The sequence below is a fragment of the Luteimonas sp. WGS1318 genome (genome assembly GCF_043187535.1).
In the GTDB taxonomy this organism is placed as follows: domain Bacteria; phylum Pseudomonadota; class Gammaproteobacteria; order Xanthomonadales; family Xanthomonadaceae; genus Luteimonas.
The window spans coordinates 416,849-435,875 of sequence record NZ_CP171131.1 but is presented as its reverse complement, the minus strand read 5'-3'; the positions used below and the strand labels follow the sequence as shown (position 1 = coordinate 435,875).

Annotated in this window: 19 protein-coding genes; 8 read left to right on the top strand and 11 right to left on the bottom strand. The window is 71.0% G+C overall.

The window, feature by feature from the left end; all coding sequences use genetic code 11:
* The first annotated feature begins 64 nt into the window (after window positions 1–64).
* Genes ACF3M1_RS01865 through ACF3M1_RS01850 form a run of 4 tightly spaced genes read left to right on the top strand, consistent with a single transcriptional unit; the run spans window position 65 to window position 4,516 of the window.
* Window positions 65–1,267 (top strand): beta-ketoacyl-[acyl-carrier-protein] synthase family protein, encoded by a 1,203-nt coding sequence (locus ACF3M1_RS01865; RefSeq protein ID WP_394003387.1) that lies wholly within the window; start codon window positions 65–67, stop codon window positions 1,265–1,267.
* Window positions 1,264–2,040, top strand: a complete 777-nt coding sequence (locus ACF3M1_RS01860; RefSeq protein ID WP_394003385.1) for a beta-ketoacyl synthase chain length factor — start codon at window positions 1,264–1,266, stop codon at window positions 2,038–2,040. Before ACF3M1_RS01865 ends, ACF3M1_RS01860 begins: the two co-directional genes overlap by 4 nt.
* Window positions 2,037–2,861, top strand: coding sequence for a glycosyltransferase family 2 protein (locus ACF3M1_RS01855; protein WP_394003383.1), 825 nt, complete (start codon window positions 2,037–2,039; stop codon window positions 2,859–2,861). Before ACF3M1_RS01860 ends, ACF3M1_RS01855 begins: the two co-directional genes overlap by 4 nt.
* On the top strand, window positions 2,861–4,516 hold the full coding sequence (locus ACF3M1_RS01850) for an NAD(P)/FAD-dependent oxidoreductase (protein WP_394003381.1): 1,656 nt from the start codon (window positions 2,861–2,863) through the stop codon (window positions 4,514–4,516). The genes ACF3M1_RS01855 and ACF3M1_RS01850 overlap by 1 nt, the downstream gene beginning before the upstream one ends.
* Before the next feature lie 178 nt (window positions 4,517–4,694).
* On the opposite strand, the gene ACF3M1_RS01845 is transcribed toward ACF3M1_RS01850, so the two are convergent.
* Window positions 4,695–5,789 carry a PQQ-dependent sugar dehydrogenase gene (locus ACF3M1_RS01845; protein ID WP_394003379.1) on the bottom strand — a complete coding sequence of 365 codons (1,095 nt, stop codon included), beginning with the start codon at window positions 5,787–5,789 and terminating at the stop codon, window positions 4,695–4,697.
* A 68-nt stretch (window positions 5,790–5,857) separates the two neighbouring features.
* Between ACF3M1_RS01845 and ACF3M1_RS01840 the strand changes: the two genes are divergently transcribed.
* Window positions 5,858–6,373 carry a hypothetical protein gene (locus ACF3M1_RS01840; protein ID WP_394003377.1) on the top strand — a complete coding sequence of 172 codons (516 nt, stop codon included), beginning with the start codon at window positions 5,858–5,860 and terminating at the stop codon, window positions 6,371–6,373.
* Between the two features lie 434 nt (window positions 6,374–6,807).
* On the opposite strand, the gene ACF3M1_RS01835 is transcribed toward ACF3M1_RS01840, so the two are convergent.
* From ACF3M1_RS01835 to ACF3M1_RS01790, 10 genes are all read right to left on the bottom strand, one after another.
* On the bottom strand, window positions 6,808–7,281 hold the full coding sequence (locus ACF3M1_RS01835) for a hypothetical protein (protein WP_394003375.1): 474 nt from the start codon (window positions 7,279–7,281) through the stop codon (window positions 6,808–6,810).
* A gap of 207 nt (window positions 7,282–7,488) precedes the next feature.
* On the bottom strand, window positions 7,489–8,235 hold the full coding sequence (gene fabG, locus ACF3M1_RS01830) for a 3-oxoacyl-ACP reductase FabG (protein WP_394005147.1): 747 nt from the start codon (window positions 8,233–8,235) through the stop codon (window positions 7,489–7,491).
* 400 nt (window positions 8,236–8,635) lie between these two features.
* Window positions 8,636–9,085 carry a phosphotransferase gene (locus ACF3M1_RS01825; RefSeq protein ID WP_394003373.1) on the bottom strand — a complete coding sequence of 150 codons (450 nt, stop codon included), beginning with the start codon at window positions 9,083–9,085 and terminating at the stop codon, window positions 8,636–8,638.
* Window positions 9,082–11,502, bottom strand: a complete 2,421-nt coding sequence (locus ACF3M1_RS01820; RefSeq protein ID WP_394003371.1) for an MMPL family transporter — start codon at window positions 11,500–11,502, stop codon at window positions 9,082–9,084. The genes ACF3M1_RS01825 and ACF3M1_RS01820 overlap by 4 nt, the downstream gene beginning before the upstream one ends.
* Complete coding sequence (locus tag ACF3M1_RS01815) at window positions 11,499–12,233, bottom strand: LolA-related protein (RefSeq protein ID WP_394003369.1); 735 nt, start codon at window positions 12,231–12,233, stop codon at window positions 11,499–11,501. The genes ACF3M1_RS01820 and ACF3M1_RS01815 overlap by 4 nt, the downstream gene beginning before the upstream one ends.
* The gene (locus ACF3M1_RS01810; RefSeq protein ID WP_394003367.1) at window positions 12,148–13,134 is read right to left on the bottom strand and encodes an acyltransferase; all 987 of its coding nucleotides are present in this window, start codon (window positions 13,132–13,134) and stop codon (window positions 12,148–12,150) included. Before ACF3M1_RS01810 ends, ACF3M1_RS01815 begins: the two co-directional genes overlap by 86 nt.
* Complete coding sequence (locus ACF3M1_RS01805) at window positions 13,131–13,445, bottom strand: hypothetical protein (protein ID WP_394003365.1); 315 nt, start codon at window positions 13,443–13,445, stop codon at window positions 13,131–13,133. The genes ACF3M1_RS01810 and ACF3M1_RS01805 overlap by 4 nt, the downstream gene beginning before the upstream one ends.
* Window positions 13,442–14,221: a 1-acylglycerol-3-phosphate O-acyltransferase gene (locus ACF3M1_RS01800; RefSeq protein ID WP_394003363.1), complete on the bottom strand. Its 780-nt coding sequence runs from the start codon at window positions 14,219–14,221 to the stop codon at window positions 13,442–13,444. The genes ACF3M1_RS01805 and ACF3M1_RS01800 overlap by 4 nt, the downstream gene beginning before the upstream one ends.
* A gap of 51 nt (window positions 14,222–14,272) precedes the next feature.
* On the bottom strand, window positions 14,273–14,956 hold the full coding sequence (locus tag ACF3M1_RS01795) for a ketosynthase (RefSeq protein ID WP_394003361.1): 684 nt from the start codon (window positions 14,954–14,956) through the stop codon (window positions 14,273–14,275).
* Entirely contained in the window at window positions 14,953–15,222 is a 270-nt protein-coding gene (locus ACF3M1_RS01790) for a phosphopantetheine-binding protein (RefSeq protein WP_394003359.1), read from the bottom strand. Before ACF3M1_RS01790 ends, ACF3M1_RS01795 begins: the two co-directional genes overlap by 4 nt.
* Before the next feature lie 142 nt (window positions 15,223–15,364).
* On the opposite strand from ACF3M1_RS01790, the gene ACF3M1_RS01785 reads away from it, so the two are divergent.
* The 3 genes from ACF3M1_RS01785 (at window position 15,365) to hemB (ending at window position 18,998) form a co-directional block, all read left to right on the top strand.
* Window positions 15,365–16,756, top strand: coding sequence for an NAD(P)/FAD-dependent oxidoreductase (locus ACF3M1_RS01785; protein ID WP_394003357.1), 1,392 nt, complete (start codon window positions 15,365–15,367; stop codon window positions 16,754–16,756).
* A complete protein-coding gene (locus ACF3M1_RS01780; RefSeq protein ID WP_394003356.1) occupies window positions 16,753–17,784 on the top strand; it encodes a pteridine-dependent deoxygenase in 1,032 nt (343 codons plus the stop codon). Before ACF3M1_RS01785 ends, ACF3M1_RS01780 begins: the two co-directional genes overlap by 4 nt.
* 221 nt (window positions 17,785–18,005) lie before the next feature.
* A complete protein-coding gene (hemB, locus tag ACF3M1_RS01775; protein ID WP_394003354.1) occupies window positions 18,006–18,998 on the top strand; it encodes a porphobilinogen synthase in 993 nt (330 codons plus the stop codon).
* Window positions 18,999–19,027: the final 29 nt, after the last annotated feature.

The following is a 19,027-nucleotide window of genomic DNA, read 5'->3' as shown; positions in this document are numbered from 1 at the left end:
TGGCTATACTCGTCGGTCTTCACCACGGATCCAACGCGTGCCCTCGACGCAGTCGCCTTCGCCGATGCCCGCCATCGCCATCCGCGCCTACACGGCGACCACCGCGCTCGGCCGCGGCAATGCCGCCCAGCGCGACGCCCTGCGCGCCCGCCGCAGCGGTCTGCGTCGCAACGATTTCGGCGACGCACCGCTGCCGACCTGGATCGGGCGCGTCGACGGTCTGGAAGACGCCGCGCTGCCGGCCGCACTGGCGCGCTGGGAATGCCGCAACAACCGGCTCGCGTGGCTCGCGCTGCAGCAGGACGACGTGCAGGCCGCACTCGATGCGCTGATGGCTCGCCACGGCGCCGAGCGCATCGCGCTGGTGATCGGCACGTCGACCTCCAGCATCGGTGCCAGCGAAGAGGGATATGCGCGGGCCGTGGTCGACGCCGACGGCGCGCGCCGCATGCCCGACGACCTGGACCGCCCCATCGTCCACACCCCGCATTCGCTCGGCGATTTCCTGCAGCACGCCACCGGCCTGCGCGGCCCGTGCATCACGGTCGCCACCGCGTGCTCGTCGAGCGCGAAGGTGTTCGCGCAGGCGGCGCGGATGATCGAGGCCGGCGTCGTCGACGCGGCACTGGTCGGTGGCGTCGACACGCTGTGCGGCAGCGTGCTGTTCGGCTTCAATGCGCTCGGCCTGGTGTCGCAGAACCCCTGCCTGCCGTTTGATGCGAATCGCGATGGGCTGTCGCTGGGCGAGGCCGGTGGCTACGCGGTGCTCGAACGCGCGGCACCCGGTGAGACCGGCCCGCTGCTGCGTGGCTACGGCGAGTCCAGCGACTCGCACCACATGTCGGCGCCGCATCCCGAGGGTCTGGGCGCGCTGCTGGCAATGCGCGGCGCGCTCGCGCGCGCAGGCATCGACGCGGCCGACGTCGGCTATCTGAATCTGCACGGCACCTCCACCCCGGCCAACGACACCGTCGAGGCGGGCGCAGTGAACGTGCTGTTTCCGGGCGCCCTGCACGCCAGTTCGACCAAGGGCTGGACCGGGCATACGCTCGGCGCGGCAGGCATCGTCGAATCGGTGTTCGCGCTGTTCGCGCTGGAGCACGGCCTGCTGCCGGGCATCCTGCACAGCGAGACTCGCGACGCGGCATGCGGTCCGCAGATCCGCTTCGACAATGCCGAGGGCGAGATCCGCTACGCGATGAACAATTCCTTCGGCTTCGGTGGCAACAACTGTTCGCTGGTCTTCGGCCGGGGAGCGGCGGCATGAGTGCCCTGAGCGCAACCATCGCCGGCGTCGGCTTCTGGACCGACGGCCTGCCCGACTGGGCCTCGGCGGTGGCGTTCGCGCGCGACGGCGTGCGCCCCGAGACGGCGCCCGCGCGCCCCGCGCCGCAATTGCTGGCCGCGAACGAACGCCGCCGCGCGCCCGGCTCGGTGGCGGTGGCGCTCGACGTCGCCCTGGCCGCGTGTGGCGCCGCCGGTCGCGACCCGGCGACGCTGCCGTCGGTGTTCGCGTCCACCCATGGCGATCTGGCGATCACCGATTACATGTGCGACACCCTGACGACCGACCCGACCGCGGTGTCGCCGACCAAATTCCACAATTCGGTGCACAACGCCGCCGCCGGCTACTGGACGATCGGCGCCGGCTGCACCGAGGCGGCAACCGCGATCAGCGCCTATGACGGCACGTTCGCCCAGGGTCTGCTGGAAGCGATGCTGCAGCTGGCGACGGGCAGCGAGGCGGTGCTGCTGGTCGCCTACGACACGGCGGCCACCGGCCTGCTGGGCACGGTGACGCACAGCGAGGGCCTGCTCGGCGCGGCGCTGGTCCTGACCCGTGACGGCGATGGCCCGCGCCTGACCGTCGAGCTGCGCGACGGCGAGGACACGCCGGCCGCCGGACCACTCGCGACCCATGCCGCCGGCAATGCGATGGCGCAGATGCTGCCGCTGTTCGACGCCCTGGCGTCGGCTGCACCCGAGGCCCGGCTCAAGGCCGGCCCGCATCGCCAGCTGGTGGTGGAGATCGCGTCATGAGCACGCTCCGCCTGCACCGCGGCAACGTCGCGGTGGTGATCCCCGCGCTCAACGAAGCGCTGCGCATCGACGAGGTCGTCAGCGGCGCGCTCGAACAGTGCGACCACGTCATCGTCGTCGACGACGGCTCCGACGACGCCACCGCCGACATCGTCGCCGGCCTGCCGGTCACCCTGCTGCGGCATCCGCAGCGCCTGGGCAAGGGCGCCGCGCTGCGCGCCGGTTTCGCCGAGGCACGCCGGCGCGGGTTCGAAGCCGTGGTCACGATGGATGGCGACGGCCAGCATCGCGCCAGCGATATCCCGCGTCTGATCGACGCCGCGAATCGCCACCCGGGCTGCATCGTCAACGGCGCACGCCTGAAGAAGCGCGACACGCAGCCGTGGTACCGCCGTATCGGCAACGATTTCGGTGACTGGGGCATCGCCTGGGCCTGCGGCTATCGCCTGGTCGACAGCCAGAGCGGCCAGCGCCTGTACCCCGCGCCCGTGCTCGCGCTGGCGCACGTGCGGGGCGAGGGCTTCGTCTACGAGGCGCAGATCCTGATCTCGGCCGCGCGCGAGCTCGGCTGCGGCGTGGTCTCGGTGCCGGTCGACACGCGCTACCACTGCGCAGGCTCCGACGAGCAGTTCCGCCAGAGCCATTTCCGCCTCGTCCACGACCTCTACCGCATCACGTCGCACGTGGCGGTGCAGGTGGTCGCGCGGGGTGACATCATCGGCCAGTACCGGCAGGCGCGCCGCCGTCCGCCGGTGATCGACGAGCCCGGGGCCGACGCTGGTACGGCGCCAGCCTCGGGCGCACTGCAGGAGACAGGATGATGCGCCACCCCGTGTCCGAAGCCGACGCCCCGCGCGCCGGCGATGCCCACCGCACCGATGTCGCCATCCTCGGCGGCGGCCTGGCCGGCCTGACCCTGGCCCTGCAGCTGCGCCGGCAGCACCCTGGGCTCGATGTGACCGTGGTCGAGCGCCGCGCGCATCCGGTGCGCGAGGCCGCGCACAAGGTCGGCGAATCCAGCGTCGAGATCGGCGCGCACTACTTCGCCAACATCCTGGGCCTGCGCGCGCACCTCGACACCGAGCAGATCCGCAAGTTCGGTTTCCGGTTCTTCTTCTCCGACGGCAGCAACCAGGTCGACCGCTGCACCGAGCTGGGCGTCAGCCAGTTGATGCCGACGCCCTCGTGGCAGATCGACCGCGGCCGCTTCGAGAACCATCTGGGCGAGCGTGCACGCGAATTGGGCGTGCGTTTCGACGACGGCGCGGTGGTGCGCGGCATCGACCTGGCCGACGATGCCTCCGATCACGCGGTCCACGTCGAACGCGACGGCGCGGTGCATACGGTCGCCTGCCGCTGGGTCGTCGATGCCAGCGGGCGCGCCGGCCTGCTGAAGCGCAAGCTGGGCCTGGCGCTGGCCAACGATCACAACGCCAATGCGGTGTGGTGGCGCGTGGACGGCTTCGTCGATCCCAACGCCTGGTCGCACGACACCCAGTGGCTGCAGCGCTGCGATCCGCCGGACCGCTGGCGCTCCACCAACCACATGTGCGGGCCGGGCTACTGGTTCTGGCTGATTCCGCTGTCGTCGGGCGCGCATTCGCTGGGCATCGTCTGCGATGCGGAGATGCACCCGCTCGAGACGATGAACACCCACGCCAAGGCGATGGACTGGCTGCGCAGCCACCAGCCCCAGGTCGCCGCCAGTCTCGACCGCAGCGAGCACACGCTGCAGGACTTCATGTTCCTGCGGAATTTCTCGTACGGCTGCAAACAGGTGTTCTCCCGCAACCGCTGGGCACTGACCGGCGAAGCCGGGCTGTTCCTGGATCCGTTCTATTCGCCCGGCAGCGATTTCATCGCGATCAGCAACACGTACATCTGCGATCTCATCGCACGCGAGCAGGCCGGGCGCGACATCACCCACCACGCCGATCTGTACCAGCAGCTCTATTTCTCGTTCTACGAGAACACGCTGACGCTGTATCAGGACCAGTACCCGTTGTTCGGCGACGAACAGGTCATGCCGGTCAAGGTGATCTGGGACTACACCTACTACTGGGCCCTGCTGGCACCGTTGTTCTGCGGCGGGCGCCTGACCGACCTGGCGACGCTCGGACGGCTGCGTCCCGCGTTCAACGAGGCCCGTGCGCTGAACCTCGCGATCCAGCCGCTGCTGCGCGACTGGGGCCTCGCCAATGGCGGCGGGCAACGTCCCGAGGCCCGGCTGCTCGACCAGTTCAAGATCGACTGGTTCTGCGACATGAACGCGGCATTGCACGACGATCTGGACACCGAGGTCTTCGTCGCGCGCATCGGTGACAACGTCGCGCGGATGCGCTGGCTGGCCGGCGAAATCCTGCAGCAGGCGCGCAAGGCACATGCCGCCATCGACGACCATGGACTCGACGCGCTGCTGGCGTCCGATGCAGCCCCGCCGTCGCTCGCGCCGGTCTGGTACGCCGACGCGGCCTGACATTCGCGAACGCCGTGCATCGCACGGCGTCGAGCATCCGCTGTCATCCACGCGGGTGATCCGTCCCCGCGACTGCGCTACGTTGCAGTAAGCCGACACCGCACCACGCCTTCGAAGCGCGGTGCCGTCGACGGCGCGTCGTGTGCGCGTCGACGATGACGCGGGACCGCGTCCTGAATCAGTTGGGCACCAGCCGCAGCACGCGGCCGTCGGATTCGTCGGTGAGCACGTAGACCGCACCGCCCGGGCCGACGCGGACGTCGCGGATGCGCTCGCCGCGGTCGTCGAGCAGGATCTCCTGCGCACCCGGCGCGCCACCGGCCATCGGAATCCGCCGCAGGCTCTTCTCGGCCAGCGCGGCGACGAACAGGTTGCCGTTCCAGCCCGGGAACGCCTCGCCCTCGTAGAGCGCCAGGCCGGCCGGCGCGATCGACGGGGTCCATTGCAGCACCGGCTGCTCCATGCCGGTCATGCGCGTGAACGGCGTGATCAGCGCGCGGCTGTAGTCGCGCCCGAAGCTCACCAGCGGCCAGCCGTAGTTCGTGCCCGGGGTGATGACGTTGAGTTCGTCGCCACCACGCGGGCCGTGCTCGTGCGCGTAAATGCGCTGGCGTGCGGCGTCGTAGACCAGGCCCTGCACGTGACGATGCCCGTAGCTGTAGATCTCCGGCAGTGCGCCGGTCCGCCCCACGAACGGATTGTCCTTGGGCACGCTGCCGTCGGTGTGGATGCGCACGATCGTGCCCATGTGGCTGTCGAGCTTCTGCGACTCTTCGCGGAAGAAGAAGCCGTCGCCGAGCCCCATCATCAGCGTGCCGTCGGGCAGCAGCAGCAGGCGGCCGCCGGCGTGCGCATCGCCGGACTTCGACGGATGCGTGGTGAAGATCGGCTGCACGTCCGAGAGGCGCTCGCCGTCGAAGCGCGCGCGCACGATGCGGGTGTGGTTGGCGTTCTTGTCGCCGTGCACGAACGACAGGAACAGCACGCCGCTGCGCGCGAAATCGGGCGCTGGCAGCACCTCGAGCAGTCCCGACTGGCCGGAGTCGAACACTTCGGGGACGCCCTCCACGGGTGCCTCGCGGAGCACGCCGTTCTCGATCACGCGCAGGCGGCCCGGGCGCTCGGTGACGAGCATGCGACCGTCGGGCAGGAAGGCGATCGACCAGGGATGCTCCAGGCCTTCGGCGACCGTTTCGACACGGAATTCGGCCTGCGCCGGCACTGCGGCCACCAGCAACACACCCAGCACAAACGCCCCCAGACCTCGGATCATCACTCGCTCTCCATTGCGCGTATGCGCCAATCGAACGTCGAGTCGATCACGAAACGGGAGAACAGCGAGTGAAAACGTCGGCATTGAAGGGCGTCGTTCCCGCATTCCTGCTGGCCGTCGTGCTGGCCATCGTCTGGGGCTCGATCGTGCAGAGCCAGTACAACCTCGCGGCCCTGGCCTCGATCGGTGCGGACATCGGCTCGGTGCGGCTCCAGGTCACGCTGCGCGACATCTTCAGCGGATTCTTCCCCACCTACGGCGGCTACGTGGTCGCCCCCGCATTTCTCGTCGCCTTCGGCGTGGTCGCCCTGCTCGAACCGAAGGTTCCGGGCGCGGCGCGCATTCCGCTGTATGCGCTCGCGGGCGTGGTCGCGCTGTTGATCGCGATTCCGCTGGTCAACGCGCTGTCGCCGGTCGCGTTGCTGGTCGGTGCGACCCGTGAGTGGAGTTGCACCTTCTGGATGGCCGCCGCCGGCCTGCCGGCAGGCCTGCTGTACGCGCTGTTGGCGCCCGCACGCCGCCGTACCGTGGAAGCACCGCCGATCCTGGTCCACGCGCCCGACTCGTCGACGCGCGGCGGTTGATCGCGCATTGCGTGGCTGAGCAGGTCCGATCGATGGCGCTGCTCAGCGGCAGCATGCAAGACAGGTGGGTACGTCGCGATCTCGACGACACCAAGTGAGGATGTGCGTGCTCGCCGCCCGGCTGCGACGTGCGCATGCCGCACCCGAATGCATCGACCGTTTCAGCGAGCGTCGATCTCCGTTGTAGATCAGCGCGCCATCTGCCTGCAGACACACCGAATTGCCGGCACTGCAGCGGCCTCTTTCGAGTCATCCGCCGACGTGACGCATTGCGCGACCTGCGGAACGACCCCGCAGAACAGGGTGCTCGCCGCGCCCCCAGTTCCAACCGCCGTTCTCTAGGCAACACCTGATCACCAACGCAAAACGCGCCGCAGCTGCGGCGCGTCGTCATGCATGCCGGGCACCCGGCGCATCGCCCGGGCGCGCTGCCTTCAGTTGCCGGGCGCGGGCGCCGGTTGAGGCGCGGACATCGGCGGCGGGTTCGCCACCCAGATCGCGATGCCGCTCGCGTACTTCTGCTGCGGGCTGATGTTGACGCCGACACCGGCCGACGAGAACGAGCGCCCGCCGCCACGGCCGACGCCGCCGCCGACACTGACGCCGCCGCTGCGCTCGCCGTCGGCCGTGCCCTGGAACAGCACGCCGTTGGCCCCGAGCTTCGCGGCTTCCGTGCGCAGCTTCTGCAGCACCGAATCGACCTTGTTCTGCTCGCCGTAGGTCAGCGCGCCGCTGCTGGTGTTGAGGATCGCGATCTCTTCGTACTGGCCCGGCGGCGGCCCGTGATAGATGCGCACCTGGGCCGGATCGATCGGCGCGCGGGGCGTGCCGGTCAGGACATGGGAGCTGGCACAACCGGCCGTCAGCGCGACGGCGAGCAGGACCAGAAGAAGACGGGGTGCGCGCATGGCGGGAGTCCTCGAGACAGGGGCGCCCGGTCGGGCACGCCGCCGATCATCGCGCTGGTGACCTGAAGCCGGCGTGGATGCGGGCGGCGCCCGGTTCAGCCGGCCGGCGACGCCGGACCGAGGCGCCCGCCCCTACAGCCAGGGACCGCATGCTTTCTGTCGAGCGGCCGGACGACGTATCGACAGACATCACGTCTGCCTGGCGCGTCAGCCCATGCCGCCGTTGATACCAATGACCTGTCCGTTGATATAGCCCGCCGCATCCGAACACAGGAACGCGACGAGCGCCGCGACCTCGTCGGGCGTACCCGCACGTGCCGCCGGGACGATCTGCTTGACCATCTCCTCCGGGAACGTCGCGTCCGCCATGTTTCCGGCAATGACCCCGGGCGCGACGACGTTGACGGCGATGCCGCGGCTGGCCATCTCGCGGGCCAGCGATTTCGACGCGCCATGCAGCGCGGCCTTCGCGGCGGCGTAGTTGGTCTGTCCGCGGTTGCCGATGACCGCGGCCACCGACGACACACTGACGATCCGGCCCCAGCGCTTGCGTGCCATCGGCAGCAGCAGCGGCTGGGTGACGTGGAAGAAGCCGTGCAGCGAGACGTCGACGACGCGCTTCCATTGCGCATCGGACATGCCGGCCATCGGCGCGTCGTCGTGGATGCCCGCATTGTTGACGACGACCTGGATCGCCCCGCCTTGGAGCAGGCCATCGATCGCCGCGCGCGTCGCCTCGCCATCGGCGACGTCGAACGCGACCGCCTCGGCGCGGCCGCCCGCGGCGAGGATGTCGGCGACGACGCCTTCGGCGCGCTGCAGGTTGCCGTTCGCATGCACGATCACATGCAAGCCGTCCGCCGCGAGGCGACGGCAGATCGCACCGCCGATGTCGCCGCTGCCGCCGGTCACGAGGGCGCGGCGCGCGGGCGCGCTGGAGTCGGAAATCGTCATGCGGGGATTGTAGCGGGCCGAACGCGCACGTCGCGGCGCGGAGTGGTGGCGCGGTCGCCTGCACGCCAGTCCGCATGCGCGCGCTGGCGCGCGAACCGGGATGCCGGGAACGCCGCATCGCGCGCGAGCGCGCGCCTGCACGGGGCTCGCCAAGGTGATGCGGGGCCTACAAGCAGGCGAAGCGCGCGATGTTCCGATCAGCGCCGCGCGGCAATCGCGAGAGCGGCGAGGCGCCATGTGCCACGACGTCCTGTAGGAGCGCGCTGGCGCGCGAACCGGGGGCGCGGAGGAACGCCGCATCGCGCGCGAGCGCGCACCTGCATGGGCGCTGCGCGGCGTGACGTCCTGCCGTGTCAGCGATCAAGCGGAGGACGCCACGGTGTCGACCGCGGCCACGCGTCTACAGCGCCGGCTGCTCCGCGCCCAGCATCACGGCCGCGCGGCCTTCGGCGAGCAACAGGCCGTCGCATTCGATCCGGAACGCGTACTGCTGGCTGTCGCCGGCTTCGACCAGTACCTCGGCCACGCACTCGATATCACCGGCGAGATCGTCGATGCGCGCGACATGCAGCTGCATGCCGCGCAGGGCGACCAGCATGCCCGGCCGCACCGGTGCGCCGCTGTCGCGTGCGCGCAGGCCGCCGTGCACCGCCATCGCCTGGGCGCCGTATTCGCACAGGTGCAGCGCGCGCAGGCGGCCGTCGCTGCGCAGCGGATTGCCGGGGTCGCGGTGGCTCGCGCTGCGCACGGCCACCGTGCCCGCGTCCCAGCTGTCGACCGCGTCCCACAGGCACATCGCGCCCTGGTGCGGAATCATCGCCAGGATGGCGGCACGATCGACGCGGCTCATGCAACCGGCTCCGGTTCGGCGCGCGCCGCCTCGATCGTCGCGCGGTGACGGGCGACGAACAGCGACAACACGAAATTGCACAGCACGCCGAGCGCGACCGTGGTGCCGATCGCACGCAGCACCGGGATCGACGACAGCGCGAGCAGGCTGAAGACGAGCAGCGTCATGAGGCTGCAGACCAGCACCGCGTGCAGGGTGCGGATCTGGTCGGCGCGGTCTTCGCCGGCATGTTCGAAGAACAGCGCGTAGTCGAGCCCGAGGCCCGCGGCGAGGATCAGCGCGACCAGATGGAACAGCGTGAGCTCGACGCCGGCCAGGCGCAGCACGGCGACGATCACCAGCAGCGTCAACAGGGTCGGCAGCAGCACGCGCCACACGCGCCGCGGCTGGCGCAGTGCGATCCACACCGTGGCCACCAGCAACACCAGCGCGACCGCCATCGCCGCGAGCACGCGGCCGCGGTATTCGATCACCAGCGATTCGGAGGCGTCCTTCATGTCGAGCAGGCGCAGGTCCACGCCGGGCGCCTGCGCCTGCGCCGCCAGCGCGGCGACATCGGCCGGATCATCGAGGCCGCTCAGCGAGACCAGCGCGGTGGCGCGTCCGGGATGCACCAGCAGCAACCCCGAGACCGCGCTCGACAGCGGCGAGCCCTGCAGATCCTGCAAGGTCAGCAGCGGTGCCGTGCGTGCGCGTTCGACATCGGTGAGAAACGGCGCGAAGGCGTCGGGCAGGAACGGCGAGCCGTCCAGCGCCTCGTCGAGCAGCGCGCGCAGCGTCGGCGTATCCGGCAGCGCGGCCTGGCGGGCACGCTGCACCTCGGCATCGGGCAGGTAGCGCGCGGCCATGTCGTAGCCGTCGAGTCGGCCGTCGGCGACGCGCGCGTCCAGCGCCGGGCGCAGCGCGGACGTCGCTGCCAGCACGGTGTCGGTGTCACCGCCCTGGGCGACCAGCACGTAGCGCACGTCGGGCGCACCGAGTTCGGCGCGCAGTTCGGTGTCGAGCGCCATCGCGTCGGCATCCACCGGCGTCAGCTTCGACAGGTCGTTCTGCCACGCCGGGCCCGGGGCGAAGACGATCGCCGCGAGGCTGGCCACGCCGAGCACGGCCAGCGACCATTTCGGCCGCGGCAGTGCTTCGATGCGATGCCACAGCCGCTGCAGCCGCGGCGAATCGGCGATGTCCGGCGGCGCGGGGTCGACCAGGCCCGGCAGCAGGTAACGCGTGACCAGCGCGGCCACCATGAGCGCAGCGACGGTGAACACCGCGAGCTGGCGCAGGCCGTCGACGCCGGAGAACAGGAACGTCGCGTAGGCGATGCAGGTGGCGATCACGCCGGTCGACAGCGCCGGCCACAAACTCCGCACGTTCTTCCACGGCGACAGGCCGGCGCGCTGATGGCTGAAGAAGTGGATCGGGTAATCCTGGACCACGCCGATCAGCGTGAACCCGAACGCGATGGTGATGCCGTGCACACCGCCCGGAAACAGCAGCGCCACGGCACCGAGACCGGCGATGCCGGCGCTGGCCAGCGGCAGCGCGCCGAGCAGCGGCATCTTCCAGCTGCGGTAGGCCAGCAGCAGCAGGATCACCAGGCCGATCGTGTCGGCCAGGCCGATGCGCTGGGCCTCGCGCTGTGTGCGCCCGCCGATGTCGACCGAGAACGCGCCGGGCCCGGTCATCTGCAGCGTCGACGCGCTGCCGTCGGATGAACTCGCCTCGCGGGCGGCGTCGAAGCGCGCGCGGATCGTCTCGACCGCGTCCAGCTGGCCGGTCGGATCGAAGCCCGCGGCGCGTGTTTCGACCAGCAGCAGCGCACGTTCGCCGGCGCGATCGAACCAGACGTCGAACAGCATCTCCGGCGCGGCCGCCGGCGCCCAGGCCTCGGCCAGCACCAGGGTCTCGAGCGTGGGATCGGAGGGCAGCAGCGGCTCGACCAGGCCGGCGGCCGGCGAGCCCAGATCCTGCAAGCGCGCATCGAAGGCGTCGCGCAACGCATCGGCATCGAGCGGCGCCTCATCGAACGAGGGCGTCAGCAGGTAGCGGTAGGGCAGCAGGTCCGGCGGAAACGAGGACAGGTCGGCCGAGGCACCGTTGGCCACGACGCTGAAGCGGTCGTCGCCAGCGAGCGCTTCGTGCAGGGCCTGCGACTGCGCGGCCAGCACCTCGGGCGCATCGCCCGAAATCGCCAGCAGCAGCAGACGCGAACCGGGCCCCTCGCCCAGTTCGTCGATCAGCAGCCGCTGTTCGGGCGTGCGCGCATCGGGCAGGAAGCGGCGCAGGTCACCGCTGAATTCCAGTCGCGCAGCGACCAGCCAGCCGGCGAGGAGCAGTACCACTAGCCAGGCGACCGCCAGCGCCAGGCGCAGGCCCGGGCGCTGCAGCAGCGCGTCTCTGAACGTGCCCGGAGATTTCAACGCGGCACGTCGCGACAGGCGCGCAGCGCGGCCTCGAGCGAGTCGAGACCGGACACACCCTGCGCCGCGCCGCCGAGCAGCGTGGGCTGCGGATCGCCCTGCTTCGGACGGGTCTCGATGCAGCGCAGTTCGTCGTCGCGGCCGCGCAGCACCACCGCGGCGATGCGGGTGGCGGTGCGGGCGTCGCGCGGGGTGAGGGTCAGCGTCCAGTCGGCGGGCACGCCGTCGGCTTCGATCGCGTAGTGGGTTTCCAGCAGCGTGCGGTCACCCGACAGCAGCGCGCCGAAGCTGCCCTGCAGCGCGGCGAGTTCGGGCACGCGGGCCAGCGACGCGGTGCGCGGCGCGCGTCCGACGCGCGCGACGACGGCTTCGCCGCCGCGGATCGTCGTGGTTTCGGCGTACGGCTCACGGACCTCGCGCACCAGCGTGTCGGCATCCGGGCGGCGGTACTCGCCTGCGATCACCAGCGGACGACGCAGCGTGGCCGACAGGCGCAGTTCGACGAAGGGCGTCGACTGCGGCGGTGGCCGGGTCAGGCGATGCAGGATCCAGTCGGCGTCGACTTCGCGCCCGCGCGCAGCGACCGGCGGCGGCACCCGATCGCGCGACTGGTCCGCGCGCAGCACGGGGCGTGGCTGGGCGGTGTCAGTGGCCTGCGGAGCGGCCCAGGCCGGGAGCGTCAGCCACAGCGTCGTCAGCAGCAGGCAGGCAGGCGGACGCAGGCGTCGCATCGTCGTCGCGTTTCCAGAAGTCATAGAAGTTGAACCAGTTGTAGGGGGCGCTGCGCACGTGATGTTCGAGCCGCTCCGCGTAACGGCGGATAAGCGCGGTGACACCGGCCTGGCGTTCGCGACGCGCCAATGCCACGCCTTCACTGAAGGGTTCGAACACCAGGTCGTAGCGGGCGCCGCCCCGGTAGAGGCCGAACGCCAGCATCACCGGCACCTTGAGCACCGCGGCCAGCAGCCATGGGGCGACCGGGAATTCCGCGGGTGCACCGAGGAACGGCACCGGTTGCGTGGGTCCGCCCTCCTGGCTGCGGTCGACCAGCAGCGCGACCATCGCGCCCTGCTCGAGTGCCGCGCCGATCGCCAGTGCGACGGACGGGCCGTCCTGGCCGGCGTCGATCACCGTCGCGGCGATCTCCGGGTTCAGCGTGTCCAGCAGTTCGGTCATCGCCTTGCCGTGGGCGCGGTCGAGCACCACACGGATCGCGAACTCGGGGCGCTGCTGCGACAGCACGCGCAGCACTTCGAAGCTGCCCAGGTGCGAGCCGAACAGCAGCACGCCACGGCCGGCGTCGAGGTGCCGGTGCAGCGTGTCGAGCCCGAAGGTGCGCACGTCGAAACGGCGGGTGTTCTCGCTGAGCAGGAACAGCCGGTCGAGGATCGTCGCGGCGAAGGTGTAGATGTGCCGCGCCACCTCGCGCAGCGTCGCCGGCCGCCCGAACACGCGCGTGAGATAGGCCTGCGAATCCCGGCGCTCGGCACCGCGGCGCAGCATGAAATACAGCGTCACCGGATACAGCAGCAGCCGGGTCGGCGCACGGCCGCACCAGCTGGCGAACGTGCGCATCGCGACCAGCGCCGCGCGCCCGCCGCCTTCGCGGCGCGCCTTCCAACCGGCGCTCACGCCACGTCCCCGCCGGTGGCGACGACATCGCCGCTGGCCAGCAGCACGCCGTCACGCTCGACCCGGAACCGCCAGCGCGGGCCGGCCTCGGTCGTCGTGGCCTCGAGGGCGATCTCGGCGGTCTCGTCGGGCAGCAGCGGCTGCACGAACTTGACCTGCGGCAGGCGCAGCGGACCCAGCGCGCCATGCCCGGCTTCGATCGCGGCCACGACGTGATCGAGGATCACGACGCCGGGCACCAGCGGCCGACCGGGAAAATGCCCCGGCAGGCACGGATGCGTGCCCGGGACGACGAACGTCGAGCGGCTCATGGGCGGACCGACCGTCCGAGCATCGCGGCGACCGCGTCCTGCGCCTCGCGTGAGAGCGCCTGTCGACCGGCAGCGCCGACACGCCCGGCCACCGGCAGCGGCTGGCCCACGGTGGCCCGCATGGGCCCGCGGCAGACGCGGAAGAAACCGCGCGCCGGCAACACCGCGCCGGTGCCGTGCAGCGCGATCGGCAGCACCTCGACGCCGGCGTCGATCGCGGCCTGGAACGAACCGGATTTGAATTCGCCCAGGCGACCGTCGCGCGTGCGCGTGCCTTCCGGGAACAGGCACAGCGACTGGCCGGCCCCCAGCACGCCGGCCACCTGCCGGCGCAACTGCGGCCCGGCGCGGCGATCGTCGCGGCTGATGAACAACATGCCGGTGGCGCGCGCGTACCCCGCCACGAACGGCACGCGGCGCATCTCTTCCTTCAGCAGGAAACGCAGCGGCACCGGCACGGCCATGAACAGCACGCAGATGTCGAGCAGCGATTCGTGGTTGGCGACCACCAGGTACGGGCGCGACCAGTCGATCGCGTCGGCGCCCTCGACCGTGAGCCCGCCGGCCGGTCCGACGAGGCCCGGCGCCCAGCGCGTGCGTGCCATGTCCAGCGCGCGATCGCGACGGCCGCTGACGAGCTGCAGCACCAGCGACACGCTGATCCAGCCCGCCGTCCATAGCAGGGTGAACGCGAACTCGAGCACGTTGAGCACGCGCTTCGGCAGTTCGGTGATGACGGGCGCTGCGGCCTCGACGCGGGTCTGTCGATATTCCATGTGGCGCCTAGGATACTGTTTACTTTGCGTGAAGGCCGCAGCAGAGGCCGTTCAGCGCAGCAGATCGCGCCAGAACATGGGGCCGAGCCCCGCCAGCTTGCGCAGGAAATCGGCAAAACTGTGATACCGGCCGGGAAACCGTCGCTTGCGGATCGCGAATTCGACGAGGAAGAACCCGCCGATGACGCCGTAGTTCAGCAGGTTGGCGCACCACGACCATTGTTCCCAGGTGATCGGCAGCGGCGAGGCCACGCCCACGCTTTCCAGCAGCCCCGCCGGGCTGGCGAGCATCGCCAGCAGCAGGTTGGCACCGGCCATGCCGGTCAGCGCGGTCGCCCAGGCGGCGGTGAGCGTGCGTGTGTAGCGACGCAGGGCCGGCTCGATCTCGGCCGGTGTGCCGCCCTCGATGCCGGCGACGATCCGGGTGATCAACGGCTCGCAGCCCGGCCGCAGCGTGCGCGCGAACACCCACGCGATCGCCAGCACGAACACCACCGGCACCAGCAGCAGCGGCAGTGCCGCGTGCCCGGCCGCATACAGCGCCCACGCGCCCCAGGCGGCCAGCGGCAGCGCGATCCAGGCCCAGGCCCGGCGGGCCAGCAGCGGCTCGACCAGCAACATCGCGATCAGCACGCCCAGCGCGCCCAACGCGCAGGCGTCGCTCTGCCACAGGCTCGCCAGATGGGCGAGGGCCGCGTAGGCCAGGGCCAGCAGCAGTTGCAGCAGCAGGATCAAGTGGTGCGGTGCTGCTCGACGTGCGCCGACAGCGCACGCAGAGACGCGAAGATCTGCCGGTTCTCGTCGTTGTCCGAGCGCAGCTGGAAGCCGTAGCGCTTGCTGATCGCCAGCGCGAGTTCGAGTGCGTCGATCGAGTCCAGACCCAGGCCGGCATTGAACAGCGGCGCCTCGGGATCGATGTCGCCCGGCTGGACGTCCTCCAGGTTCAGGCTCTCGACCAGCAGTTCGGCGAGCGCGCGCTCGGCATCGGTTTGGGCGGACATTGCGGACTTCCAAGACGTGACAGGGCGCCAACGATCCGGCATCGGCCCGGCCGGCGCAAGCCGCGCAGCCCCGTTCAGCTGCCAACGTGCGTCCGGAGGCTTCCGTTATGATGCGCGGCTGTATGCCAGCGCACCGCACCGGATGAGCCCCGCCCCGATCGTTTCAGAGCCCGCCGCAAGCGCGGACACGCAGGTTCCGGTCCGCGACGTGGACGTGGTGGTGATCGGCGGCGGCCCGGCCGGCAGCACCGCCGCCGCGCTGCTCGCGCGCGCCGGCCGTTCGGTGGTGCTGCTGGAAAAGGATGCGCATCCGCGCTTCCACATCGGCGAGTCGCTGCTGCCGATGAACATGCCGATCCTCGACGAACTGGGCGTGCTCGACCAGGTGCGTGCGATCGGCGTGCACAAGGCCGGCGCGGATTTTCCGCTGCCCGGCGATGCCACGCGCAGCCACGTGTTCCGTTTCACCCGGCAGCTCGATCCGCGCCACAATTTCGCCGTGCACGTGCGCCGCGACCAGTTCGACGCGCTGCTGTTCGACCACGCCGGCGCCCAGGGCGTGGAGACCCATACGCGCACGCGGGTCACCCACGTCGGGTTCGGCGACGACGGACGGCCTGCGCGCGTCGAGGCATGCGCCGACGACGGCACGGTGTTGGCACTGCGCCCGCGCTACGTGCTCGACGCGAGCGGCCGCGACACCTTCCTGTCGAACCGCCTGAAGCTCAAGCGCAAGAATCCGGCGCACCAGTCGGCGGCGCTGTTCAGCCATTTCCGCGGCGTGGCCCGGCATCCGGGCGACGACGCCGGCAACATCACCATCGCGCGGTTCGACCAGGGCTGGTTCTGGTTGATCCCGCTGCCCGACGACGTGATGAGCGTCGGCGCGGTGTGTTTCCCCGAGTACCTCAAGCAGCGCAGCGGCGACGGCGGCCGCCTCGACAACGAGGCCCTGCTGATGCGCACGCTGCAGTCGAATCCGGCGGTCTGGGCGCGGATGCAGGGCGCCGAGCGCGTGGCGCCGGTGCACGCGACCGGCAATTATTCCTACGGCGCGCGGCGCATGGCCGGGCCGGGCTGGGTGCTGGTCGGCGATGCCTACGCGTTCGTCGATCCGATCTTCTCCTCCGGCGTGTTCCTCGCGATGGACAGCGCGCGCGAGGCCGCAGCGCTGGTCGATGCCGCACTGCACGCACCGGCGCGCGAGGCTGCGCTGCAGCGCGCGATGCAGGCGCGGCTCGAACGCGGCCTGCGCCACTTCACCTGGTTCATCTATCGCTTCAACACGCCGGTCATGCAGCGCCTGTTCTCCTCACCGCGCAACGATCTGCAGGTCGAGCAGGCGGTGATCTCGATGCTCGCCGGCGACGTGTTCGACAACGCGGCGGTGCGCTGGCGGCTGTATGTCTTCCGTCTGATCTACGCCATCAATGCGATCGCGATCGCGCCGCAGGCACTGCGCGGCTGGCTCGCGCGGCGCCGTCAGGCGCGCGCGGCCTTCCGCGGCGACACCCTGCACGAGGGCAACCCATGAGCCGTCCGCTTCCACAGCCACCCGCCGCGCCGCCGCGTTTGCGCGTGGACTACATCGACGATGCGACACCGCAGGCGCTGCTCGCGCAGCCCGACGTGCTCGCGGTCTTCGGCTTCGGCAACGATGCTCCGGTGATCGACGATCCGCGCTGGCTGCGCGTGCCGCTGCAGCCCTACGGCCCGGCGCCGCTGGAGGTCTGGCACGCGCAGGCGCCGGTCGTGCACGGCCGCGAGGGCGAGATCGCCTGGGCCTGCGACGGCCAGTTGCTGTTCGGCGCGATCGAGGTCGACGAACCGGCCGGCCATACCGGCGCCGGCGACCACAGCGGCATCCTGATGGCCGCCGAGCACGCGTACCAGGCGCTGACCCGCTTCGTCGAGGGCAGCGAGTACCCGCACCTGCTGCGGATCTGGAACTACCTCGACGCGATCACGCTTGGCGACGGCGATGCCGAACGCTACCGCCAGTTCTGCGTGGGCCGCGCGCGCGGCCTGGGCACGTTCGACACCTCCAACCTGCCCGCGGCAACCGCGATCGGGCGCTGCGACGATGCACGGCGGATCCAGGTCTACTGGCTCGCCGCACGCACGCCGGGCACGCCGGTCGAGAACCCGCGCCAGGTCAGCGCCTATCGCTACCCGCGGGAATACGGTCCGCAGGCGCCCAGTTTCGCGCGCGCGATGCTGCCACCCGACGACAGCGCGATGCCGCTGATGCTCTCGGGCACCGCCAGCGTGGTCGGCCATGCCTCGATCCACGAGGGCGAACTGCTGGCCCAGCTCGACGAGACCTTCGCCAACTTCGATGCGCTGCTGGCGTCGGCCCGCGAAGGCCGCCCGGCACTGCCGGCGGAGTTCGGCCCCGGCACGCGGCTCAAGGTCTACGTGCGCGATGCCGAGGACCTGCCGGTCGTCGCCGAGGCCCTCGATGCACGCTTCGGCGACCGCGTCCCGCGCGTGCTGCTGCATGCGGCGATCTGCCGGCGCGAGTTGGCGCTGGAGATCGACGGCGTCCACGACGCCGGTTGAGGCCGACGCGGCCCGCCGACGCAGCGGCCGCCGTGTTCGCTCCACACGTGCGCGGCCGGCTATCACGCTGGCGGGTGCCGCAACGCCGGCGATAGGCGTGCGACCGGTCATCCGCCCGGAGCATCGCGACCGGAACGATGCAAAGGCGCACCCGGCGTCCGCACGCCGAGCGACGCGTCCTCACCGGGTCGCCCGCCGGGCACGCGCGTAGAATCCGCGCCATGACCCGACTCGATACCCGCATGCGGCGGATGCGCCGCGACGATTTCTCGCGCCGGCTGATGCGCGAATCCACGCTGACCGCCGACGATCTGATCTACCCGGTGTTCGTGCACGAGGCCGACGGCCGCGCGGCGGTGCCGTCGATGCCCGGCGTCGAGCGCCTGTCGATCGACGCCCTGCTGCACGTGGCCGACGCGGCGAGTGAACTGCGGATTCCCGCGCTCGCGCTGTTCCCGGTCACCGCGCCGGAGGCGAAGTCGCTCGACGCCGCGGCCGCCTGGGACGACGACGGCCTGTGCCAGCGCGCGATCCGGGCGCTGAAATCGCGCTTTCCGCAGCTCGGTGTGATCACCGACGTCGCGCTCGACCCCTACACCACCCACGGCCAGGACGGCCTCGTCGACGACGCCGGCTACGTGCTCAACGACGTCACCGTCGAGGCGCTGGTGCGCCAGGCACTGAGCCATGCGCGCGCCGGCGCCGACATCGTCGCACCGAGCGACATGATGGACGGCCGCATCGGCGCGGTCCGCGCGGCGCTGGAAGCCGATGCGCACGTGCACGTGCGCATCCTCGCCTACGCGGCCAAGTACGCCAGCGCGTTCTACGGCCCGTTCCGCGATGCGGTCGGCTCGGCCACCGCGCTCGGCAAGGCCGACAAGGCCACCTACCAGATGGACCCGGGCAATTCGGACGAGGCGATGCGCGAGATCGCGCAGGATCTCGACGAAGGCGCCGACATGGTCATGGTCAAGCCGGGCATGCCCTACCTCGACATCGTGCGCCGCGCGAAGGACGAGTTCGGCGTGCCGGTGTTCGCGTACCAGGTCAGTGGGGAGTACGCGATGCTCAAGGCGGCCGCCGCGAACGGCTGGCTGGACGAGCGCGCGTGCGCGCTCGAAGCCCTGCTCGGCTTCAAGCGCGCGGGCGCCGACGGCGTGCTGACCTACTTCGCACTCGACGCGGCGCGCTGGCTGCGCGAACGCGGCTGACGCCCACGCATCGCGCCGAACACGCCGGC